This window comes from Azoarcus sp. CIB (assembly GCF_001190925.1).
Taxonomy (GTDB): Bacteria; Pseudomonadota; Gammaproteobacteria; order Burkholderiales; family Rhodocyclaceae; genus Aromatoleum.
Window position 1 is genome coordinate 123,255 of record NZ_CP011072.1, and the last position, 22,873, is coordinate 146,127.

The 22,873-nt window shown below is 68.3% G+C and carries 20 protein-coding genes; 15 read left to right on the top strand and 5 right to left on the bottom strand.

Annotation, left to right across the window (positions count from 1 at the left end):
- The first annotated feature begins 1 nt into the window (after position 1).
- The 8 genes from mrdA to lipA all read left to right on the top strand — a co-directional run bounded on the left by mrdA (position 2) and on the right by lipA (position 8,199).
- Positions 2-1,990 (top strand): penicillin-binding protein 2, encoded by a 1,989-nt coding sequence (gene mrdA / locus AzCIB_RS00520; RefSeq protein WP_050414099.1) that lies wholly within the window; start codon positions 2-4, stop codon positions 1,988-1,990.
- The gene (rodA, locus tag AzCIB_RS00525) at positions 1,987-3,129 is read left to right on the top strand and encodes a rod shape-determining protein RodA (RefSeq protein WP_050414100.1); all 1,143 of its coding nucleotides are present in this window, start codon (positions 1,987-1,989) and stop codon (positions 3,127-3,129) included. Before mrdA ends, rodA begins: the two co-directional genes overlap by 4 nt.
- A 16-nt stretch (positions 3,130-3,145) precedes the next feature.
- A complete protein-coding gene (locus tag AzCIB_RS00530; RefSeq protein ID WP_050414101.1) occupies positions 3,146-4,150 on the top strand; it encodes a septal ring lytic transglycosylase RlpA family protein in 1,005 nt (334 codons plus the stop codon).
- Between the two features lie 133 nt (positions 4,151-4,283).
- Positions 4,284-5,411, top strand: a complete 1,128-nt coding sequence (locus AzCIB_RS00535; protein WP_050414102.1) for a D-alanyl-D-alanine carboxypeptidase family protein — start codon at positions 4,284-4,286, stop codon at positions 5,409-5,411.
- A gap of 19 nt (positions 5,412-5,430) precedes the next feature.
- The gene (locus tag AzCIB_RS00540) at positions 5,431-6,288 is read left to right on the top strand and encodes an aminotransferase class IV (RefSeq protein WP_050414103.1); all 858 of its coding nucleotides are present in this window, start codon (positions 5,431-5,433) and stop codon (positions 6,286-6,288) included.
- Entirely contained in the window at positions 6,281-6,553 is a 273-nt protein-coding gene (locus AzCIB_RS00545; protein WP_050414104.1) for a YbeD family protein, read from the top strand. The genes AzCIB_RS00540 and AzCIB_RS00545 overlap by 8 nt, the downstream gene beginning before the upstream one ends.
- Positions 6,553-7,200 (top strand): lipoyl(octanoyl) transferase LipB, encoded by a 648-nt coding sequence (lipB, locus tag AzCIB_RS00550; protein ID WP_083446825.1) that lies wholly within the window; start codon positions 6,553-6,555, stop codon positions 7,198-7,200. Before AzCIB_RS00545 ends, lipB begins: the two co-directional genes overlap by 1 nt.
- A gap of 51 nt (positions 7,201-7,251) precedes the next feature.
- The gene (lipA, locus tag AzCIB_RS00555; protein WP_050414105.1) at positions 7,252-8,199 is read left to right on the top strand and encodes a lipoyl synthase; all 948 of its coding nucleotides are present in this window, start codon (positions 7,252-7,254) and stop codon (positions 8,197-8,199) included.
- Positions 8,200-8,438: 239 nt separating this feature from the next.
- Here the strand turns inward: lipA and dksA are convergent, their stop codons facing one another.
- Positions 8,439-8,870 (bottom strand): RNA polymerase-binding protein DksA, encoded by a 432-nt coding sequence (gene dksA / locus AzCIB_RS00560; protein WP_083446826.1) that lies wholly within the window; start codon positions 8,868-8,870, stop codon positions 8,439-8,441.
- Between the two features lie 147 nt (positions 8,871-9,017).
- Here dksA and AzCIB_RS00565 point away from each other — a divergent pair, with 147 nt between their 5' ends.
- The 5 genes from AzCIB_RS00565 to AzCIB_RS00585 all read left to right on the top strand — a co-directional run bounded on the left by AzCIB_RS00565 (position 9,018) and on the right by AzCIB_RS00585 (position 17,090).
- Positions 9,018-9,701: a DUF4197 domain-containing protein gene (locus AzCIB_RS00565; RefSeq protein ID WP_050414106.1), complete on the top strand. Its 684-nt coding sequence runs from the start codon at positions 9,018-9,020 to the stop codon at positions 9,699-9,701.
- A gap of 260 nt (positions 9,702-9,961) precedes the next feature.
- Positions 9,962-11,944: a UvrD-helicase domain-containing protein gene (locus AzCIB_RS00570; protein WP_050414107.1), complete on the top strand. Its 1,983-nt coding sequence runs from the start codon at positions 9,962-9,964 to the stop codon at positions 11,942-11,944.
- Positions 11,945-12,126: 182 nt separating this feature from the next.
- On the top strand, positions 12,127-12,867 hold the full coding sequence (gene dsrO / locus AzCIB_RS00575; protein WP_050414108.1) for a sulfate reduction electron transfer complex DsrMKJOP subunit DsrO: 741 nt from the start codon (positions 12,127-12,129) through the stop codon (positions 12,865-12,867).
- Positions 12,868-12,886: 19 nt separating this feature from the next.
- Positions 12,887-13,984 carry an NrfD/PsrC family molybdoenzyme membrane anchor subunit gene (gene nrfD / locus AzCIB_RS00580; RefSeq protein ID WP_050414109.1) on the top strand — a complete coding sequence of 366 codons (1,098 nt, stop codon included), beginning with the start codon at positions 12,887-12,889 and terminating at the stop codon, positions 13,982-13,984.
- 22 nt (positions 13,985-14,006) lie between these two features.
- Complete coding sequence (locus tag AzCIB_RS00585) at positions 14,007-17,090, top strand: molybdopterin dinucleotide binding domain-containing protein (RefSeq protein ID WP_050414110.1); 3,084 nt, start codon at positions 14,007-14,009, stop codon at positions 17,088-17,090.
- A 4-nt stretch (positions 17,091-17,094) separates the two neighbouring features.
- On the opposite strand, the gene AzCIB_RS00590 is transcribed toward AzCIB_RS00585, so the two are convergent.
- Positions 17,095-17,727, bottom strand: coding sequence for a response regulator transcription factor (locus tag AzCIB_RS00590; protein ID WP_050414111.1), 633 nt, complete (start codon positions 17,725-17,727; stop codon positions 17,095-17,097).
- Positions 17,711-19,555 (bottom strand): sensor histidine kinase, encoded by a 1,845-nt coding sequence (locus tag AzCIB_RS00595; RefSeq protein ID WP_050414112.1) that lies wholly within the window; start codon positions 19,553-19,555, stop codon positions 17,711-17,713. The genes AzCIB_RS00590 and AzCIB_RS00595 overlap by 17 nt, the downstream gene beginning before the upstream one ends.
- A 233-nt stretch (positions 19,556-19,788) precedes the next feature.
- On the opposite strand from AzCIB_RS00595, the gene AzCIB_RS00600 reads away from it, so the two are divergent.
- Positions 19,789-20,346 (top strand): hypothetical protein, encoded by a 558-nt coding sequence (locus tag AzCIB_RS00600; protein ID WP_050414113.1) that lies wholly within the window; start codon positions 19,789-19,791, stop codon positions 20,344-20,346.
- A 57-nt stretch (positions 20,347-20,403) separates the two neighbouring features.
- Here AzCIB_RS00600 and AzCIB_RS00605 read toward each other — a convergent pair whose 3' ends face one another.
- Positions 20,404-20,886, bottom strand: a complete 483-nt coding sequence (locus AzCIB_RS00605) for a c-type cytochrome (protein WP_198149591.1) — start codon at positions 20,884-20,886, stop codon at positions 20,404-20,406.
- Between the two features lie 124 nt (positions 20,887-21,010).
- Complete coding sequence (locus AzCIB_RS00610) at positions 21,011-21,496, bottom strand: OmpA family protein (RefSeq protein WP_050414114.1); 486 nt, start codon at positions 21,494-21,496, stop codon at positions 21,011-21,013.
- 258 nt (positions 21,497-21,754) lie between these two features.
- On the opposite strand from AzCIB_RS00610, the gene AzCIB_RS00615 reads away from it, so the two are divergent.
- Entirely contained in the window at positions 21,755-22,852 is a 1,098-nt protein-coding gene (locus AzCIB_RS00615) for a response regulator (protein WP_050414115.1), read from the top strand.
- The last annotated feature ends 21 nt before the right edge of the window (positions 22,853-22,873 follow it).

Consider the following 22,873-nt stretch of genomic DNA (forward strand, 5'->3'; position numbering starts at 1 on the left):
AATGATGGAATTCCGTACCCCCGACGAGGAACTGGGGCGCTTCCGCCGCCGCGTCCTGATCGCGGGGATCTTCATCGCGGTGTGCTTCGGCCTGCTGGTCGCGCGCTTCTGGTTCCTCCAGGTCGTGCGCTACGACTATTACCACACCCGCGCCGAGGACAACCGCATCGCGCTGCTGCCCATCGTGCCGGGTCGCGGTTCGATCACCGATCGCAACGGCGTGCCGCTCGCACGCAACTACGCTGCCTACACTTTGGAGATCACGCCCTCGCGCGTGCGCGACCTCGAGGCAACGATAGACGGGTTGGCGGAGATCGTCGAGATCGACGCGCGCGACCGGCGCCGCTTCAAGAAGCTGCTCGAGGAGAGCAAGAATTTCGAGAGCGTGCCGATCCGCACGCGCCTGACCGAGGAGGAGGTGGCGCGGGTGATCGCGCGGCGCTACCAGTTCCCCGGCGTCGAGGTGCAGGCGCGCCTGTTCCGTGACTATCCGCATGGCGAAATCGCGTCGCACGTGATCGGCTACATCGGCCGCATCAACCAGCGCGACCGCGAACGCATCGAGGAGTCGGGCGACGAGGCAAACTACCGCGGCTCCGAGTACATCGGCAAGAGCGGCCTGGAGTTGAGCTACGAGGCCGTGCTGCATGGCATCACCGGCGCCGAGCAGGTCGAGGTGAATGCCGGCGGCCGCGCGGTGCGCCAGCTCGCGCGCACGCCGGGTGTGGCCGGCAACGACCTCGAGCTCACGCTGAACATCGAGATGCAGAAGGTCGCCGAAGCCGCCTTCGGCAAGCGCCGCGGGGCGCTCGTCGCGATCGAGCCGGCGACCGGCGGCGTGCTGGCGCTGGTGTCCAAGCCCGGGTACGACCCCAACCTCTTCGTCGACGGCATCTCGACCGAGGACTGGAAGTCGCTCAACGAATCGCCCGACCACCCGCTGGTCAATCGCGCGATCTTCAGCGCCTACCCGCCCGGCTCGACCTTCAAGCCCTTCATGGCGATCGCGGGCCTGTCGGCGGGCAAGCGCACGATCACGCAGACGATCGCCGATCCGGGCTATTTCATGTTCGGCGGCCACCGTTTCATGGACGACAAGATCGGTGGGCACGGCATGGTGGACCTGCCCAAATCCATCGTCGTGTCATGCAACACTTACTACTACCAGCTCGCCAACGATCTGGGCATCGACGGCATCGCGAACTTCATGCGCCCCTTCGGCTTCGGTGCGCGCACCGGCATCGATGTGCCCGGCGAGGCGGAGGGCGTGCTGCCGACGCCGGAATGGAAGAAGAAGCGCTTCCGCAAGAAGGAGCACCAGAAGTGGTTCGGCGGCGAGACGATCTCGGTCGGCATCGGCCAGGGCTACAACGCCTACACGCCGCTGCAGATGGCCAACGCGGTGGCGGCGCTGGTCAATGACGGGAAGCTGTTCCGGCCGCACGTCGTGCGCCATGTCGTCAATCCTGCAACGGGCGAACGTCGCGTCATCGAGCCCGAGCCGATCCGCACCATCCCGTTCAAGCCCGAGCATGCGGCCGCGGTGCGTCAGGCGATGGTGGACGTGAACAAGGTCGGCACCGGCGCGCGCGCCTTCGCCGGCGCGCCTTACTCGGCCGGCGGCAAGACTGGCACCGCGCAGGTGTTCTCGCTGCGCGGTCAGCGCTACGTCGAGGGGCGCGTGAGCGAACGCCTGCGCGACCATTCGTGGTTTATCGCCTACGCGCCAGCCGACAAGCCGACCATCGCGCTCGCGGTGCTGGTCGAGAACGGCGGCTTCGGCGCGCAGTCGGCGGCGCCGATCGCTCGCCAGATCATCGATTTCCACCTGCTCGGCAAGCGCCGCGACCAGCCGGCCGGCGAGGATGCCGATGCGGCCGACGAGGGCGACGAGCACGCCGGCCATCCGCACGCAGGAGCGCCCGCGGTGGCCGCGGAACCCGCAGCGCCGGATGCGGGTGGACCAGACCGGGAGCCTCGTTCCGAATGACCGACACGCGTTTCCAGCCGCGCGAGCTGCTGCTCGGCTTCCTGCGCCCGATCGACCTGCCGCTACTGCTGCTGCTCGGCCTGCTGCTCGCCTACGCCTTCGTCGTGATGATGAGCGCCTCGCCGGAGCGCGTCCCGTCCCTGCAGGTGAACACCGTCGTCGCGCTCGCGGCGATGTGGGCGACGGCGCGCCTGCCGGCCCAGCGCCTGCTGAGCCTCGCGCTGCCGCTGTACCTGATCGGCGTGCTCTTGCTCGTCGCGGTGGACCTCTTCGGTGAGACCTCGAAAGGGGCGACGCGCTGGCTCGACGTCGGTGTGACGCGCATCCAGCCGTCCGAGATCATGAAGATCGCGATGCCGTTGATGCTCGCGTGGTACTTCCAGCAGCGCGAGGGCCAGATCGGCCTGCGTGAGTTCATCGTCGCGGGCCTGCTGCTGGTCGTGCCGGTCGGGCTGATCATGGTGCAGCCCGATCTCGGTACGAGCCTGCTCGTGACCGCCGCCGGCGTGTATGTGATCTACTTCGCCGGCCTGTCGTGGAAGCTGATCGTTCCCGTCGTCGCGGTCGGCGTGATCGGCATCGTCGCGATCGTCGGCTTCGGCGACCAGATCTGCCAGCCCGGCGTCGACTGGCCGGGCCTGCGCGAATACCAGAAGCACCGCGTGTGCACCCTGCTCGATCCTACGCAGGATCCGCTCGGCAAGGGTTTCCACATCATCCAGTCGACGATCGCGATCGGCTCCGGTGGCGTGCTCGGCAAGGGCTGGATGGACGGCACGCAGACCCACCTCGCCTTCCTGCCCGAGCGCCACACCGACTTCATCTTCTCGGTGCTCGCCGAGGAGTTCGGCCTGATCGGCATCGTCGTGCTGCTGGCGATCTACGTGCTGCTGTTGCTGCGCGGCTTCTACATCGCGGCGATGGCGCCGACGCTCGCGACGCGCCTGCTCGGCGGGGCCATCACGATGATCTTCTTCACCTATGCTTTCGTTAATATGGGCATGGTCAGCGGTATCCTGCCGGTCGTGGGCGTGCCGCTGCCCTTCATCAGCTACGGTGGAACTGCGCTCGTCACGCTGTGTCTCGGGATCGGGATACTGATGAGCATCCAGCGCAGCCGCGTGCTCGCGCAGGCGTGAATACGGAGACAGACCGATGCCGACGCATACCCTGCAAGCCGGCCCGTCCGGATACAAGCTGCTGTTCGCGGGCCTGGTCGCGGCGGTGCTGACGCTGGCCGGCTGCAGCACGACGCCGCCGGTGGCCGGCACCTCCGAGATACAACCCCAGCCCGAATCGGCTCCGGGCAAGAGCGCCGTCGTGCAGAAGCGCGGTGGCGCCTACTACAAGGATGACGGTCCGGGCGACAACCCGCCGGCCAACCTCGACGACATTCCCGACGCGCAGCCGCGTGCGGAGCCGCTGCACCGCTTTGCCAACCGCCCCTACAACGTGTTCGGCGCGGACTACGTGCCGGCGAAGGCCGTGATGCCTTTCCGCCAGCTCGGACGCGCGAGCTGGTATGGCAAGCGCTTCCACGGCAAGCCGACGTCCAGCGGAGAGCCCTACGACATGTACTCGATGACCGCCGCCCACCCGACGCTGCCGATCCCGAGCTACGCGCGCATCACGCACCGCGCGAGTGGGCGCTCGGTGGTGGTGCGCATCAACGACCGCGGGCCCTTCCACAAGGGCCGCATCATGGATCTCTCCTACGCCGCTGCGCACCGCCTCGGCTATGTGAATGTGGGTAGTGCGGAGGTCGAGGTCGAGGCCATCGTCCCCGACGGGGTCGAGATGGTCGCGACCGAAAAACCGGTCCCGCCGCTACCCGGCCGCCGGCCGGCAGCCCTCGTGCCGCCGCCGGTGCCCGCCGAACCGCCAGTGCAGCTCGCGCTGGCCGAGCCGTCCACGCTCACGGATGCGACGCGCGGCATCTTCCTGCAGCTCGGCTCGTTTTCCTCCGTCGCGAGCGCGGAAGGCTTCCGCGGCATGGTGCGCGACGCCTTCGCCGAGCACGCCGAGCGCCTCGAAGTCCTCGCCGACGGCAAGCGCTACCGTCTGCACCTCGGGCCCTTCGCGTCGGTGACGGAAGCGAAGGGCGAGGCCGAGCGCATCGCGCGGGAACTGAAGTTCCGCCCCTTCGTCGTTACGCGCTGATGCAATCTGAACCAATTGCGGCGTGCGCCAGTCTCCTGTCGGGGACCGGGCAAGCCTCTATAATCGAACCTTTGCCCCGGCCCTGAGGTCTTGCCGCCTCTGTCTGCCCACTGCCACCCGCCAGCCGATCCTCATGCGCTTCCTCGTTGCCCTGCTGTTTGCCGTCGCCTCCTTCGCAGTTTCCGCCCAGACCGTCCCGCCCCCCACGCTCGCCGCCCGCAGCTGGTTGCTGATGGACCAGGCCACCGGCCAGGTGCTCGCCGCGCGCGAGGCCGATACGCGCATCGAGCCCGCGTCGCTGACCAAGCTGATGACCGCCTACCTGACCTTCGCGGCGCTCAAGAGCGGCAGCATCACGCTGCAGCAGACGGTGCCGGTGTCCGAGCGCGCCTGGCGCATGGAAGGCTCGCGCATGTTCATCCAGCCCGACAAACCGGTCACCGTCGAGGAGCTGGTGCAGGGCATGATCATCCAGTCGGGCAACGACGCCTGCGTCGCGCTCGCCGAGCTGATCGCCGGCAGCGAGGAATCCTTCGCCCACCTGATGAACCGCGAGGCGCAGCGCCTGGGCATGAAGAACACCAGCTTCATGAACTCCTCCGGCCTGCCCGACCCCAACCACTACACCACCGCGCGCGACCTGTCGCTGCTCGCGTCGGCGATCTCGCGCGACTTCCCCGAGTACTATCGCTACTACTCGCAGAAGGAATACACCTACAACAAGATCACGCAGCCGAACCGCAACCGCCTGCTGTGGCTGGATCCGACCGTCGACGGTCTGAAGACCGGCCACACCGCGGCGGCCGGCTACTGCCTGATCGCGTCGGCGCTGCGCGGCCCGCGCCGCCTCGTGTCGGTGGTGCTGGGCACCGATTCCGACACCATCCGCGCGCAGGAATCGCTCAAGCTGCTGAACTACGGCTTCCAGTTCTTCGACACCGCCAAGCTGTATTCGGCGAACCAGGAGCTGTCGCGCTTCCGTGTGTGGAAGGGCGAGAAGAACGAGCTGCCGGTGGGCTTCCTCAACGATTTCGTGATTTCCCTGCCCAAGGGCCAGGCCGAGAAGGTTCAGAGCCAGCTCACCAGCCAGCAGCCGGTCGTAGCGCCCCTGCAGAAGGGCCAGCAGGTCGGCACGCTGCAGCTCACGCTTGACGGCCAGCCGATCGGCGAATACCCGGTCGTCGCGTTGCAGGACGTTCCCGTCGCCGGCTTCTTCGGCCGCCTGTGGGATACGATCGTGATGTGGATCAAGAGCCTGTAAGAAGCCCGCGGAGGCGCTCATGAGCATCTGTTACCTCGATGGCACCTACCAGCCGCTGACCGAGGCGCGCATCTCGCCGATGGACCGCAGCTTCCTCTTCGGCGACGGCGCCTACGAGGTGATCCCGGTGTATTCGCGCCGCCCCTTCCGCATCGCCGAGCACATCGCGCGTCTCGGGCGCACGCTGGACGCGGTGCGCATCCCGAACCCGCACACGGCCGCGGAATGGGACGCGATCGTGAACGAGCTCGTCGCGCGCAACACCTGGGTGGACCAGTCGATCTACCTGCACGTGTCGCGCGGTCCGGACGAGCGGCGCAACCACGCCTTCCCGGCCGTGATGCGTCCGACGGTGTTCCTGATGAGCGAGGCGCTCGTGACGCCGTCGGCCGACGTGTTGGCGAGTGGCGTTGCGGCCGTGAGCGCGGCCGATTTCCGCTGGGCGCGTTGCGACCTGAAGACCACCGCGTTGCTCGCGAACTGCCTGCTGCGCCAGGTCGCTGTCGACAAGGGCTGCGCCGAGACGGTGCTGTTCCGCGACGGCTTCCTCACCGAAGGCGCGGCCTCCAACATCTTCGTCGTGCGCGATGGCGTGATGCTTGCGCCGCCCAAGAGCCACCTGATGCTGCCCGGCATCACCTACGACGTGGTGCTGGAACTGGCGGCCACGCACGGTCTCGAACACCGGGTGCGGGAGATCCTCGAGGACGAGGTGCGCACGGCCGACGAGCTGTGGCTCACCTCGTCGACGAAGGAAGTGCTCGCGATCACCAGCCTGGACGGCCGCCCGATCGGCGACGGCCGGCCCGGGCCGGTGGGGCGCGAGATGCATGCCTGGTACCAGGAATTCAAGAACACGGTGATGCGCGTTGGCTGATCAGAACCCCGAAACCCTCCTCGAGTTTCCCTGCGATTTCCCGATCAAGATCATGGGCGCGCGCGTGGACGAGTTCGCGCAGGTCGTCGTCGACGTCGTGCGCAAGCACGCACCGGATTTCGATCCCGCGACGGTGCAGATGCGGCCGTCGAGCAAGGGCAACTACATTTCCCTGACCTGCACCGTCCGCGCCGTGTCGAAGGCGCAGCTCGATGCGCTATACCGCGAGCTGTCCGGTCATCCGCTGGTGAAGGTGGTGCTGTAGTGCAGGTGGTGGACGCCTTGCCGCTGGTCGTGCGCCGTCTCGGCCTGGTCGAGTACGAACCGACCTGGGCGGCGATGCGCGCATTCACCGACGCACGCACCGACGAGACGATCGACGAGCTGTGGTTGCTGGAGCACCCGCCGGTGTTCACGCTGGGCCAGGCCGGCAAGCCCGAGCACCTGCTGCGCGAGACCGGCATCCCGCTGGTGAAGATCGACCGTGGCGGCCAGATCACCTACCACGGCCCCGGCCAGATCGTCGTTTACCTGCTCATCGACCTGCACCGTCGCCGCCTCAAGGTGCGCGAGATGGTCACGCTGATGGAGCAGGCACTCATCGACTGCCTCGCCGACTACGGCCTTGCGGCCGCGCGCAAGGACGGTGCGCCGGGCGTGTATATCGGCGGCGACAAGATCGCGGCGCTGGGCCTGCGCGTCAGGAACGGCTGCAGCTACCACGGCCTTGCGCTCAACGTCGATGTCGACCTCGCGCCGTTCTCGGCGATCAACCCCTGCGGTTACGAGGGGCTGAAGACGATCAGGATGAAGGATTTCGGCGTGACCGACGGCGTCGCCGAAGTGGGGGAGCGCCTGCGCGCCCATCTCGAGCGGCTGCTCGCACCCCGGCCGGCCACCGACAGGCCATAATGCGGCGGGCGCCACAAGCGCCCGTTACCCCGAAGAGACGAGAGACATCGCATGGACAACCAGAACCGCAAGCAGCGTGGCGCAGAGAAGACCGCGCGCATCCCGATCAAGATCGTGCCCGCCGAGCGGCTGAAGAAGCCCGAGTGGATCCGCATCAAGCTGGGCGCCGGCCAGGAGGCCGAGCGCTTCAACGAGATCAAGGCGACGCTGCGCGACCACAAGCTGCACACGGTGTGCGAGGAAGCCTCCTGCCCGAACATCCATGAATGCTTCGGCAAGGGCACGGCGACCTTCATGATCATGGGCGACATCTGCACGCGCCGCTGCCCGTTCTGCGACGTCGGTCACGGCCGTCCCGAGCCGCTCAACCCCGACGAGCCGAAGGATCTCGCGGCGACCATCGGGGCGATGCGCCTCAACTACGTCGTGATCACCAGCGTCGACCGTGACGACTTGCGCGACGGCGGTGCCCAGCACTTCGTTGAATGCATCCGCGAGACGCGCGCCGCCTCGCCGAAGACCGCGATCGAGGTGCTGGTGCCGGACTTCCGCGGCCGCATGGAGATCGCACTGGAGATCTTCGACCAGGCGCCGCCCGACGTCCTGAACCACAACCTCGAGACCGTGCCGCGCCTGTACAAGCAGGCGCGCCCCGGTGCGGATTACGCGTATTCGCTGAAACTGCTGAAGGAATTCAAGGCCCGCCACCCGGAGGTGCCGACGAAGTCCGGCCTGATGGTGGGTCTGGGCGAGACCGACGAGGAGATCCTCGCGGTGATGCGCGACCTGCGTGCGCACGACGTCGAGATGCTGACGATCGGCCAGTACCTGCAGCCGTCGACCGGCCACCTGCCGGTGCTGCGCTACGTGCACCCGGACACCTTCAAGATGTTCGAGACCGAAGCGCTGAAGATGGGCTTCAAGAACGCCGCCTGCGGCCCGATGGTGCGTTCGAGCTACTGGGCCGACCAACAGGCGCACGGCGCAGGGGTCGTCTGAGCCCGGCGTTCTCCGGTAGGCGCAACCTAGTGTAGTGGTGCTCGCTCTACGGCACGGAAGTTGGCGCAACTCGGCTCCCTCCCCTTCAAGGGGAGGGTTGGGGTGGGGATGGGTAGACTCCGCAGCGTCTGCAAGAAACCCATCCCCATCCTGTCCTTCCCCTTGAAGGGGAAGGAACCTGCTAATCGCGCCTTGCGAACTCCAATCACGAGGAGGCTACCGCGCCGGGAGGCGTTCCTTTAGCGGTAAAGGCGTTCCTCGCGCTCGTGCCGTTCCTGCTCCTCGATGCTCAGCGTCGCGGTCGGGCGCGCGAGCAGGCGGCCGACGCCGATCGGCTCGCCGCTGACCTCGCAGAAGCCGTAGCTGCCGTCCTCGATGCGGCGCAACGCCGCTTCCACCTTGTGCAGCAGCTTCAGTTCGCGGTCGCGGATGCGCTGTTCCAGCACCTGCTCTTCTTCCTGCGTCGCGCGGTCGGCCTCGTCCGGGGTCGCAACGGTTTCGCGCAGGTGCGAGCGGGTTTCCTCGCTGTTTTCGCGCAGCTCGACTTGCAGCTTGAGCAGGCGCTGGCGGAAGAATTCGAGTTGTGCGGCATTCATGTAGTCGTCCGCCGGCATCGCCAGCAGTTCGGCTTCGGAGAGTGTGCCGTTGCGTGTTGCAGTCGCCGTCATCATGAGTTCTCCGTGTCACCACCCCTTGCACCACAGTGCCTCGGGGCCAAGTCCATTAATGAAAAAAGGGTAACTCCGGCACGCGCACGATACCCGTCGCGGGGTTATGCTCACTGGCGCTTCGAGCGAAACCCGTCCCTGGAGACCATCATGCGTTCCATTCTGCGAGCTTTCGTCCTGCTTGTCATCTGTGTGCCGGCTTGGGCGGCCGGACTGGGGAGCATCACCGACTCCGAGGCCTCCGGTGGTTTGCGCGAGGCGCTGACGCAGGGCGCGGGCCGCGCGGTGGACCTGCTCGGCAAGAAGGACGGTTTCCTCGGCAACAAGAAGGTGAAGATTCCCCTGCCTGACGGGCTGGCGCAGGTCGAGCCGGTGATGCGCATGGCCGGGCGCGGCAAGGATTTCGACAGTCTCGTGACGACGATGAACCGTGCGGCCGAGGCGGCGGTGCCCGAGGCGAAGGTGCTGCTGGTCGATGCGGTGAAGCAGATGTCTGTCGACGATGCGCGCAACATCCTGAGCGGGGGCGACGATTCGGCGACACGCTACTTCAAGTCCAAGACGCAGGCGCGCCTCGCCGAGAAGTTCCTGCCCATCGTGAAGCAGAGCACCGACCGCCTCGCGCTTGCCGGGCAGTACAACAAGCTCGCGGGCCAGGCGGCGGGCTTCGGGCTGGTGAAGGGCGAGGACGCGCAGATCGAGGGCTACGTGACGCGCAAGGCGCTCGACGGCCTCTACGTGATGATCGCCGAGGAGGAGAAGGCGATCCGCAGGAACCCGATGCAGGCGGCGGGTTCGCTGGCGCAGAAGGTGTTCGGGATGCTGGGGCAGTAAGGGGACTGAAGGGGCTGTAGGGCGGAAAACGAAGTTTCGGCGGAGCCAAAAGCGAAGCGCCTTCCGCCGTATGCGAACCGCGGATGCCGCACATTCGGCGGATAACGCCTTCGGCTCATCCGCCCTACGTTCAGCGGGGCGCGCCCGCTTCGGGTTGTAAGCGGGCCGATGCACCGGAGGCGATGCGGTAAAATCCGGCCTGGCGCCGCCATCGGGCGGCGCTGTCTTTTCCCGCCGTCGCACCCTCTGCTGTAACGCCCATGTCCGCTCTCCTGAATGCCCCGCAGCGCGAAGCGATCCGCTACCTCGACGGACCGAGCCTCGTGCTGGCCGGCGCCGGCAGCGGCAAGACGCGGGTGATCACGCACAAGATCGCGCATCTGATCAACGAGTGCGGCCTGAACCCTTCGAACATCGCGGCGATCACCTTCACCAACAAGGCGGCGAAGGAGATGCAGGAGCGCGTCGCGGGTCTGATGGGCGGGCGGGTACCGGGCGGGCTGACGGTGTGCACCTTCCACGCGCTGGGGGTGCGGATGATTCGCCAGGAGGCGCTGCACTGCGGGCTGAAGCCGCAATTCTCGATCCTCGACGCGTCCGACACGGTGCAGATCGTCGCCGACATCTCGCGCGACTCGGACAAGGCACGCTCGAAGGCGATGCAGTGGCAGATCTCGGGCTGGAAGAACGCGATGATCACGCCGGCCGAGGCCGCGCAGCTGGCCGACGACGAGATTTCGTCGGCCGCGGCGATGCTGTACGCGGAGTACGAGCGCACGCTGCGCGCCTATCAGGCGGTCGATTTCGACGACCTGATCTCGCTGCCGGTGCGCCTGCTGGAGGAGAACCCGGACGTGCGCGAGCGCTGGCAGAACAAGCTGCGCTACCTGCTCGTCGACGAGTACCAGGATACGAACAAGGCGCAGTACCGGCTGCTGCGCCAGCTCTCCGGCGTGCGCGGGGCGTTCACGGCGGTGGGCGATGACGACCAGGCGATCTACGCGTGGCGCGGGGCGGACGTCGAGAACCTGAAGCTGCTGCAGCAGGACTATCCGAAGCTCAAGGTCATCAAGCTGGAGCAGAACTACCGCTCGTCGCGGCGCATCCTGACCGCGGCGAACACGGTGATCTCGAACAACGAGAAACTGTTCGAGAAGCGCCTGTGGTCCGAGCACGGCGACGGCGAGCAGATCGCGGTGACGGCGTGCCGCGACGCGGACCACGAGGCGGAGTGGATCGCGTCGAAGATCAGCGCGCACAAGTTCGAGCACCGCACGAAGTTCTCGGACTACGCGATCCTGTACCGCGGCAACCATCAGGCGCGGCTGATCGAGCAGCAGCTGCGCAACCAGAAGATCCCCTACGTGATGTCGGGCGGGCAGTCCTTCTTCGACAAGGCGGAGATCCGCGACCTGATGTCGTGGCTGCGCCTGCTGATGAACGAGGACGACGACCTGGCCTTCATCCGCGCGATCACGACGCCGCGGCGCGGGGTCGGTGCGGCGACGATCGAGGCGATCGGCAACTATGCGGGGCGTCGCCACGTGAGCCTGTTCGCGGCGGTGTTCGAGGAAGGCGCGGCCCATGCGCTGAACGCGCGCCAGCTCGAGCAGCTGCAGGAGTTCGGCAACTTCATCAACCGCATGCAGTACCGCGCCCACCGCGAGCCCGCGGCGCGCGTACTGGAAGACCTGCTGGCGGCGATCCGCTATGAGGCGTGGCTGTTCGAGCACCTCGACACGCGCGAGGCGGAGTCGAAGTGGAGCAACGTGCGCGACTTCGTCGGTTGGCTGGGCCGCAAGGGCGAGGCGGACGGCAAGAACCTGATCGAGCTCACCCAGACGATCGCGCTGATCTCGATGCTGGACAAGGACGACGCCGAGTTCGACGGCGTGCAGCTGGCGACTCTGCACGCGTCGAAGGGACTGGAGTTCAAGCACGTGTTCCTGGTCGGCGTCGAGGAAGGTCTGTTGCCGCACCAGTCTTCGATCGACGAGGACAAGGTGGATGAGGAGCGCCGCCTGATGTACGTGGGCATCACGCGCGCGCAGCGCTCGCTGAACATCACGTGGTGCGAGCGGCGCAAGGCCGGCAAGGAGACGCGCACCTGCGAGCCGTCGCGCTTCATCGCCGAGATGGGCGGCGACATCAAGATGAGCGACCGCAAGACGAATGCGCCAGTGTCGAAGGAAGAGGGGCGGGCGCGCGTCGCGAACCTGATGGCGATGCTGGAGGGGCGCTGAGGGGCACTGGCGGGGTGGCGACACGCTCGGCCGCGACGCGGTTCCGCTGCGGGTCAAGTGCTGGGGAATTTGCCCCGCGGCAATAGGGAAAAGCGTCTAGCGCGGTTCTTCATCCCTCCAATTTCGGCCGTTTCCCCGCGGGCCTAGAGTGGCAGCGACTTCCAACCCCTTGGAGCGTTGTCATGAAAGACCAAGATCCGCGTGAGGTGTCGGCCTCCCGCCGCGCCTTCCTGCGCGGCATGCCGGTGCTCACCGCCGCTGCGGCCGCCCTGCCGGCCCCGGTGCTGGCGGCGCACGGCCGGCACCACTGGGCGATGCTCGTCGATGTGCGCAAGTGCATCGGCTGCCAGGCCTGCACCGTCGCGTGCATCCAGGAAAACGCGGTGCCGGAGGGGAGCTTCCGCACCGTCGTGTCGACCTACAGCGTGAAGCTTGCCGACGCAGAGCAGCCGGCCGGTACCTACATGCTGCCGCGCCTGTGCAACCACTGCGAGGAGCCGCCGTGCATCCCGGTGTGCCCGGTCGGCGCGACCTTCAAGCGCGAGGACGGCATCGTCGCGGTCGACGGCGAACGCTGCGTCGGCTGCGCGTACTGCGTGCAGGCCTGCCCCTACGACGCGCGCTTCATCAATCACGCGAGCAACAAGGCGGACAAATGCACCTTCTGCGCGCATCGCGTGGATGCGGGGCTGCTGCCGGCCTGCGTCGAGACCTGCGTCGGCGGCGCGCGCATCTTCGGCGACCTGAACGACCCGCAGGGCGAGCTGCGTCGCCGCCTCGATGCGGCGAAGGCCGAGGTGAAGGTGCTGAAGCCCGAACAGGGCACCGAGCCGCGCGTGTTCTATATCGGCCTCGACGAGCGCTTCCAGGGCAAGGTCGAAGGCCAGGGCACGCTGTGGCAGCCGCGCAAGGCGCATGCGTGACGCGAACAGGAGAGCGATCATGACCCCGGATATCATTGAAACCGTCAATGTCGCGCGCGAAGTCGCGTGGTTGCCGTGGGCGGTGCAGTACTTCTTCCTCATCGGCCTGTCCTACGGCGCCTATCTCGTGTCGCTGCCCGGACTGGTGTTCCGCCGTCGCGGCTGGGAAGGCATCTCGCGCCTGGCGTTGCTTGCGGCGCTGCTGTGCGGGCTGACCGCGCCGGTCGCGCTGCTTGCCGACCTGCATCAGCCGGGCCGCTTCTGGCACTTCTACGCCTACTTCACGCCCAGCTCGTGGATGTCGTGGGGGGCGTTCTTCATTCCGGTGTATCTCACCGGGCTGATCCTGTACGCGTGGCTCGCCTTCCGTCCGACGCTCGCACGGCATGCGGACGAAGGCGGCAGGCTCGCCGGCCTCGCGCGCCGGCTCGCTTACGGCGGGCACGAGAGCCGCAAGGCGCTGGTCGCGGCGGCGCTGCTCGCCTTCGTCGGCGCGGCGCTGGTCGCGCTGTACACGGGCGTCGAGGTGATGCTGGTGCGCGCCCGCCCGTTGTGGCACACGCCGCTGCTGCCGGTGCAGTTCTTCGTCACCGCGGTGGCCGGCGGGGTGGGTCTTGCGCTGGTGTTCAACCGCGCGCTGCCGGGCGGCGGCGATCCGGCGGCGACGCGGCGCATGGCGGTCGCGCTGGCGCTCACGCAGTGCGCCGCGCTGCTGGTCGGCGCGGTGTGGCTGGTGCTGGGCATGAGCGGGATGTCGCCGGTGCATGCGCAGGCGCTGGCCGAGGTGGCGCCGTCGGCGAACTGGAAGATCAGCGCGGTGTGGGCGGTCGTCGCGACGGTCGTGACGCTGGCGATCGCGCTGAAGCGGCCGGGCTCGGGTCTGCTGATCGGGCTGCTCGCGCTGCATTCGGCGTGGATGATGCGCTGGACGATCTTCATCGGCGGGCAGGAGCTCCCCAAGACCGGCGCGGGCTACTACAGCTACCAGCTGCCGCTCGGCCCCGAAGGCCTGATGGGCATCGTCGGTACGGCCGGGCTGTGGATCTTCCTCTTCGTCGTGCTGACGACGCTGCTGCCGCTCGAGCGCATCGGGCGGCCGGACCGTGCCGGCGCGTGAATCGGATCAAGGAAACCAGATCATGAAAATCCAACGTCGCGAACTGATTGCGGCCGGGGGCCTCGCTGCCTTTGCCGCGGGCTTCTCCCAGACCTTCGGCCGCATGGTGTCCGGCCTCGTCGGGGAGGAACCGAAGGCGCACAGCATCCACGGCCGCTCCGCCGAGCCGGAGTTTTCTGTCGACCATACGACCGGCGAGCTGCGCGTGAATTCGAACCGGCAGGTGAGCTACACCGCCTGCCTCGGCTGCACGACGCAGTGCGGCGTGCGCGTGCGCGTCGACAAGGCGAGCGGCAAGGTGATCCGCGTCGCGGGCAACCCCTACAGCCCGTTGTCGACCGAACCGCATCTGCCGATGAAGGCCTCGGTGAAGGAGAGCTTCGTCGCGCTGTCACGCTTCCAGGACAAGGGGTTGGCGGGGCGCTCGACCGCCTGCGGGCGCGGCAACGCGGCGATGGACCAGATCGACTCGCCCTTCCGTGTGTTGACCCCCTTGAAGCGCATCGGTCCGCGCAACGGCGGCAAGTGGCAGCCGATCTCCTTCGAGCAGCTCGTGCGCGAGCTCGTCGAGGGCGGCGACCTGTTCGGCGAGGGCCACGTCGACGGCTTCAGGGCGCTACGCGACCTCGCGACGCCGATCGATCCGGCCGCACCCGAGCTGGGGCCGAAGGTGAACCAGGTCGCGCTGATCTCCAGCGTCAATGATGGCCGCGAGGCCTTCGCGCGCCGCTTCTGGAACCAGGCCTACGGCACGCTGAACTTCGTCGGCCACGGCTCGTACTGCGGCGGGGCATACCGCTCCGGCTCCGGCGCGCTGTTCGGCGACATGAAGAAGATGCCGCACGCGAAGCCGGATCTGGCGCACGCCAAGTTCGTGATCTTCATCGGTACCGCGCCGGGCAACGCCGGCAACCCCTTCAAGCGCACCGGCACGCTGCTCGCACAGGGGCGCAGCGAAGGGCGGCTGGAGTACGTGGTCGTCGATCCGGTGCTGACCAACGCCGACAATCGCGCGGCGGGCGAGCGCGGGCGCTGGGTGCCGATCCGCCCCGGTACCGACGGCGCGCTGGTGATGGGCATGATGCGCTGGATGTTCGACAACGGCCGCGTGAACACCGCCTATCTGGCGTACCCGAACCTGCGGGCGGCGGAAGCCGCGGGCGAGCCGTCCTTCACCAACGCGAGCTGGCTGGTGGTTGCCGAGAAGGGGCATCCGCGCGAAGGGCGCTTCCTGCGCGGCTCGGACATCGGCATGACGGTGGCGGACGAAGAGAAGTACAAGGAGGCGGACCCCTACCTCGTGCTGGGGCCGGACGGCAGGCCGATGCCGGCCGAGACGGCGACCGGTGCCGCGCCGCTCGAAGCGGGCGGGTCGGTGATGGTCGGCGACGAGGCGCTCGCGGTGAAGACCTCGTACGAACTGCTGCGCGAATCGGCGCTGCAGCAGGGCATCGCCGAATACTCGGCGATCTGCGGCGTGCCCGAGGCGGTCGTCACCGGCCTCGCCGACGAATTCAGCCGCCACGGCCGCAAGGCCTGCGCGATCGCGCACGGCGGCATGATGGCGGGCAACGGCTTCTACAACGCCTACGCGGTCGTCACGCTCAACGCGCTCGTCGGCAACCTGAACTGGAAGGGCGGTTTCGTCATCAATGGCGGCGGCTTCAAGGACGCCGGCGCGGGCCCGCGTTACGACCTCGAGACCTTCCCCGGGATGGTGAAGCCGAAGGGCACACCGCTCGGGCGCAACGTGCCGTACGAGAAGTCCGCCGAGTTTGCGCGCCGCAAGGCCGAAGGCAAGCCTTACCCGGCGCGCGACGCGTGGTTCCCGAACGCGCCGGGGCTGGTCACCGAGTGGTTCCCGGCGATGCTGCGCGGCTACCCTTACGGGCTCAAGGCGCTGGTGCTGTGGAGTTCGAACCCGGTGTACGGCCTGCCCGGCGTACGCCCGCTGATCGAGAAGGATCTCGCCGATCCGAAGAAGATTCCGCTGATCGTGTCGGTCGACCCGCTGATCAACGAGAGCAACGCCTTCGCCGACTACATCGTGCCGGATTCGCTGATGTACGAGAGCTGGGGCTGGAGTGCGCCGTGGAACGGCGTGCCGACGAAGGCGACGACCGCGCGCTGGCCGGTGGTCGAGCCGAAGGCGGCCCATACGCCCGAGGGCGACGCGATCGGCATGGAGACCTTCTTCATCGCGCTGGCGAAGGCGATGGCGCTGCCGGGCTTCGGGCCGGAGGGGCTCGCGGACATGGACGGCAAGCGCCTGCCGCTGGAGCGCCCCGAGCACTGGTACCTGCGCGGCGGCGCGAACATCGCCTTCCTCGGCAAGGCGCCGGTCGGGGATGCGAGCGACGAGGACCTCGCGCTGTCGGGCGTCGAACGCCTGCGCCCGCTGCTGGAGGCGACGCTGAAGGAGGACGAATGGCGCAAGGTCGCCTTCCTGTACACGCGCGGCGGCCGCTACCAGCCGGCCGGCGAGGCGCAGGATGAGGCGAATCCCGAGTGGCAGAGCAACCGCTTCCGGAATGCGCTGTGGCTGTGGAACGACAACGTCGGCGGGGCGAGGAACAGCCTTACCGGCAGGCGCTTTGCGGGTTGCGCGAGCTGGCAGGTGCCGGCCTTCGCCGACGGCACGCCGATGCGCACACTGCACAGCGAGGCCGACTGGCCGCTGCTTGCGGTGAGCTACAAGTCGGCGCTGCAGAACTCGTACAGCATCGCGACGCGCATCACGTCACTGCATCCGGACAACCCGGTGATCGTGCATCCCGAGGACGCCGCGCGCCTGGGGCTCGCGACCGGGGACCTCGCGCGCATGCAGACGCCCGGCGGCGAGGCGACCTGCCGCGTGATCGTGCATGCGGGGGTGATGCGCGGCGTGCTGGCGGTCGAGCACGGCTACGGCCACCGCGAGCTGGGTGCGCGGGCGCACCGGCTCGGCGAGGCGCGTCAGCCGGAGCGGCCGGACCTGCGCGCGGGCATCAACCTCAACGATCTGGGCCTGGTCGATCCGACCCGCGGCGGCGAGGCGCTCTGGGTCGATGCGGTGTCCGGAACCTCGGTACGCAACGGCCTGCCGGCGAGATTGCAGAAGATCTGAGCGGTCAGTCGAGCGCCGCGGGGTCGGCGCGCAGCATCAGGCGCGCGAGTTCGGCGGCGCTGCCGATCTCGGCCTTGTCCATCACGTGCTGGCGGTGCACATGCACCGTCTTTTCGCTGATGTCGAGTTCGCGCGCGACGAGCTTGTTGGGTAGGCCCTGCGCGACCAGGCGGGCGACTTCCCGCTCGCGCGGCGACAGGCGGGCCAGGCGCGCCTTTGCATCGTCGCGCTGCGCGTCACGTGAGCGGTCCTCGGCGCCGCGCCGCACGGCCGTGGCGACGGCGTCGAGCAGCGCCTGATCCTTGAACGGCTTCTGCAGGAAGTCGCACGCGCCGTGCTTCATCGCCTGCACCGCGAGTTCGACGTCGCCGTGGCCGGTGATGAAGACGATGGGCGGCACGGCGCCCGCCGCCCGCAGGCGCTCCTGCAGCTCCAGCCCGCTCATCGTCGGCATGCGGATGTCGAGCACGAGGCAGCCGGGCGCGTCCGGCGAGCTCGCCTGCGTCGCGAGGAAGTCCTCCGCCGAGGCGTGACTCGCGACGCGCCAGCCGACCGATTCGAGCAGGAACACCAGCGAGCGGCGGAAGGGCGCATCGTCATCGACGACATGGATCACGGCTTCATCGGTCGGCAACATGGTCGGTTCGGCGCTCCGGTGGTTCGCTGGCGGACGGCCCCAGCGGCAGGCTCAGGATGAATTCGCAGCCCGGCCCGCCGCCGGCGTCGTCGACGGTCAGGCGGCCGCGGTGGGCCTCGGCGATCGTGCGGCAGATCGACAGGCCCAAGCCGAGGCCGTCCGGCTTGGTCGTGAAGAAGGGCTCGAACAGGCGTTCGCGCGCCGCGGTGTCGAGGCCGCTGCCGTGGTCGCGCACGGCGATGCGCGCGTGGCCGGCGCTCTCGCCCTTGCCTTCGTCGATGCGTACCACCAGGCGCTGGCGCGCGGGCGGTTGGCCGCGCGCCGCATCGTACCCGTTCTTGAGCAGGTTCAGCAGCACCTGCTGGATCTGCAGCGGATCGACCTCGACGATCGCATCGGCGGGCAGCGAGTCGTCCACGGACACTTCCGGCGCGTTCGCGAGCATGCCGCGGAACAACGCGACCGCTTCGACGACGAGTGCTCCGGGGGCGACGCGCTCGCGCACCGCCGCGCGTTTCTTGGCGAAGCCGCGGATGCGGCCGAGGATGCCGGCGGCGCGTTCGGCCTGGCCGGCGATCTCGCCGGAGGCCTCGCGCACCGCGTCGTCGGTGAGGCGGCCGTTGTCGATGCGACGGATGAGGCTGTGCGCGTAGTTGGCGATCGTCGCGAGCGGTTGGTTGAGCTCGTGCGCGAGCGTGCCGGAAAGCTCCCCCAGCACCGACAGGCGCGCGAGGTGGTCGGCCTGCTCCTGGTTGGCACGGATGCGCACCTCGAGCGCCTCGCGCGCCGCGAGTGCCGCGCGCAGCTCGGCGGTGCGCGCGTGCACGAGGTGCTCGACGCGCACCGTGTACAGGATCCAGGCGGCCAGCAGCACCGCGAGCGCGGCGATCCAGCGCCAGTAGCGCTCGGCCAGCACCATCAGCGTCGGCTCGCGCAGGTAGGCGTAGGGGCCGATCTGCAGCTCGCGGAACATCTCGTGCACGGCCTGGTAGTCCGCGGGGACGGCCCATTCCATGCCGTCGCGCGCGGCGGACATCGCCAGCAGTGCGAGCGTGACTTCCTTGGCGAGTGCCGGCGGGGTGTGGCGCAAGGCCGCGAGCGGCCAGTCGGGGTAGAGCCGCGTCGAGGTCGCGCAGGGGAAATCTGGCTCGCTGCGCGCACCCAGCACCGTGAAGGCGGAGCGCCATTCGGCGCGGCTTTCGAGCAGGCAGCTGCGCACGATCCCGGCATCCGCCTCGCCGCGCGCGACGGCCTCGAACACGCCCGTCATCGGCAGACCGACGACCTTCAGTTCGGCGAAGTCGCGCTGCGGGTCGATGCCCTGCGCGGCGAGTTCGCGCCAGATCGTCTGGAAGCCGCCGAATCCCTCGGTCGACACGACCGCGACGCGCCGCCCGCGCAGGTCCGCGAGCGTGCGCAGCGCGCCGTTGCCGGCCTTGACGATCACCGCCGAGCCGATCGAGCGTTCGGGCGCACGCGGCGGGCCGGGATCCAGCGTCAGAATGCGGCTCGCGCCGAGTTCGGCTTCGAGCTCGACGTAGTGGCCGGGGTTGGTGATGAGGAAGTCGATCTCGCCCGCGGCGGCGGCGTCGCGCAGGCCGCGGTGGTCGAGCTGCACGAGGCTGACCGTGCGCCCGGGTAGCGCGGCCTGCAGCCGGCGCAGCACCGGCGACCATTCCCCGATGGCGGCTTCCGCGCCGAGGAAGGCGAGCACGCCGATGCGCACCGCTGCGGCATTGTCGGCCGGGGTCGCGCGGGCCGGTGCGAGGGCGGCGAGGAGGAACAGCACGGCGCCGAGCAGGCGCCGCACGCCGGGGTAGGCAGGCATCGGGCAAGCATCCCGCGTTCGTCGCAGCCGGTCAAGCGGCCGTCATGGGTCCCGGCGGCTGCGCCGCAGCAGACGCGGTGTGACGGTTTTCACGGGGGGCTGCGCATAAGTTGCGCGATTTCACCCACCCGCAACGCGTCTCCGTAGAATGCTTCGCGGGATTTTCCTGTCCGTTCGCCATCGTATGGATCGCTGCGGGCCTTCGAAACGACATTTCCGGTGGAACTGAACTGATGAACAATGAGCATCCGGTGTTGGTGAATTCCATGGTTCGGGGCGCAGCGGCGGCCATCATTGCGGCACTGGCTCTGGCGTCCGGCGCCGCAAGCGCCGAAGAACGTGCCTGCCAGGGGCGGCTCGCGCCCATCAGTGCAAAGGTCACGACGAATGCCATCGGGCCGGGCGATACGCTGGGCGTCCTCGCCGGCAAGATCGACGACCGGCTCAAGCTGAACTGCGGCATCCAGGGCAAGGCCTTCTTCAACCCGGACGGCACTTTCGGCGGCTTCACGCACACGCTGGTGTGCGGCGACGCGATCTTGGCGTTCGGCCAGACCGTGCATTCTCAGATCGTCGCGACCAGCCGCTACGACGGCATGCCGCAATTCACGAGCTGCGGCATTCCGGGCATGGACCTGCAGTACGGCAGCTTCCGCGAGATCACCGAGCCGCAGAGCGGACGCGGCATCTTCTCGCCGACCGGCGGGGGCCGCCTCGAGGTCGAGGGCGCGGTCAATTGCGCCGGTGCCGTGGACATGAAGATCGAGGGCAAGGTCTGCGTCGTCTACTGACGCAACGCAGACGGCGCAGGGGGTCGGTTAGCGCCGTTCCCCGCTGCGCTTCTCGTCTTACTTCGCGACCGGCGGTTCGGCGAATTTCGCCCCGCCGCTGTTCGCCAGGTAGGCCACCGCACGCTGCACCTCGGTATCGGTGAGATCGGCACCGCCACCGCGCGGCGGCATCTGGCGGATGCCGCTGATCGCGTTCTTCGTCAGCGTGTCGAAGCCCTGCGCGATGCGCGGCGCCCAGCCGGCGGCGTCGCCCGTCTTCGGTGCGCCGAGTGCGCCCGCGGCGTGGCAGCCGGCGCAAGTGCCCTGATAGACCTGTTCGCCGGTGCGGCTGCCCGGCGCGACTTTCTGTACTTTCAGCGAAATTTTCGCGACCGGTTCGATCCGGCTGGCGCGGGCTTCCGCGTCGCCTTCCTGCGGTTGGCTGCAGGCGCCCAGCAGCGCGGCGATCAGCGCGAGGGCGGGCAGCGCGAGGGCGGGCAGCGCGGCGTGGCGCGGGAGACTGTCGGGGGACGGGGCGGGCCGATTGCGCAGGGCGGACATGCGGGCTCCTTGTTGGTGTTGTTTGGGCAAGCCGAAAGTATAGCCGCCGGGCCGGCCGCGGGCCGCGCAAACAAAAAAGCCGGGGAGTCCCCGGCTGATTCGTGTGCGGCGGAACGACGTCCGCTTACTGCACGCGCACCTCGACGCGGCGCGCTTCGGCGGCGTCGCCGCCCCCCAGCGTTACCGCCGGACGACGCAGCAGCACGCGTTCGGCCGGCACGCCCGCCGCGATCAGCGCCTCGCGTACGGCCAGCGCGCGGTTCTTCGACACTTCGGCATTCACCGCGGCGCCGCCGGTCTCGTCATGGAAGCCCGACAGCAGCACCTTCTTCTCGGGCGCCGCATCCAGCGCGACGACGATGGTCGCGATGTCCGGCGACGCATCCGCCGGCAGCGTCGCCTCGCCGACCGCGAAATGGAATTTCACCAGCGCTTCGCCCACTTCCGCCACGTCGGCGAACTCGCCCGCAGCGGCCGCAGCCGGCGCCGGCACGTCGGCCGCACGCAGCTTCCAGGTCCCGAGGCCGATCACCAGCGCGATCACCAGCGCGATGACGCCGAAGAGCACACCGATGACAACGTTGAGTTCTCCGTCTTCCTGATCGAACATGTTCTACGCTCCAATCACAGGGTTATCCCGCGTACGCAGGGTCGGCGGGCAGTTTAGCCCAAACGTCGGCGACTCGTATCCAATCATTTGACGGACGATCGCTGCCACGCCGCGGAATTCGCCGCACCGAACGACCGACGAGGCGGCAAGCCTGTTGCCTCGAGCGCGCCGTGGCGTTTGAATATGCAAAGTTCAAGTAGTTGCGCACGGACCGGAGCGGCGTGGATGCCCCGGACGGGTGCAGCAGCGAGGAGAAAAATGGACATACCGACGATCATCGAGAAGCCCACGGTCCTGGTGGTCGACGACACCCCGGACAACCTGTCGCTGATGTCCGGCCTGCTCAAGGACCGCTACAAGGTCAAGGTCGCCAACAACGGCGACAAGGCCCTGCGCGTCGCCCGCGGCGAGCCGTCGCCGGACTTGATCCTGCTCGACATCATGATGCCCGGCCTCTCCGGCTACGACGTGTGCGAGGCGCTCAAGGCCGATGCGGCCACGCGCGACATCCCCATCATCTTCCTCACCGCGATGACCGCGACCGAGGACGAGACGAAAGGCCTCGCGATGGGCGCGGCCGACTTCATCACCAAGCCGGTCAATCCGCCGGTGGTGCTGGCGCGCGTCGCGACCCACCTGCAAATCAAGGCCGCCGCCGACTTCCTGCGCGACAAGAACGCCTACCTCGAAGCCGAGGTCGCCCGGCGCACGCGCGAGCTCGCCGCGATCCAGGACGTTGCGATCCTCGCGATGGCCTCGCTCGCGGAAACGCGCGACAACGACACCGGCAACCACATCCGCCGCACCCAGTTCTACGTCAGGGTGCTGGCCGAGCACCTGCAGCCGCACCCGCGGTTCCGCGATTTCCTCACCGACGGCACGATAGACATGCTGTTCAAGTCGGCCCCGCTGCACGACATCGGCAAGGTCGGCATCCCCGACCGCATCCTGCTCAAGCCCGGTCGCTTCGACGCCGCCGAGTTCGAGACGATGAAGGCGCATACGACGCTCGGCCGTGACGCGATCATCCACGCCGAGCGGAAACTCGGCATGGACGTCGACTTTCTCCGCCTCGCCAAGGAGATTGCCTATTACCATCAGGAGAAGTGGGACGGCTCGGGCTACCCGGAAGGCATCGCCGGCGACACGATCCCGATCTCGGCGCGCCTGATGGCGCTGGCCGACGTGTATGACGCGCTGATCAGCCGGCGCGTGTACAAGGAGGGGATGTCGCACGAGGACGCGGCCGCGATCATCCGCGACGGCCGCGGTTCGCACTTCGACCCCGACATCGTCGATGCCTTCGTCGAACTGCAGGACGAATTCCGCGTCATCGCCGCGCGTTTTGCCGATTAGATCGACACCGCCACGCCACAC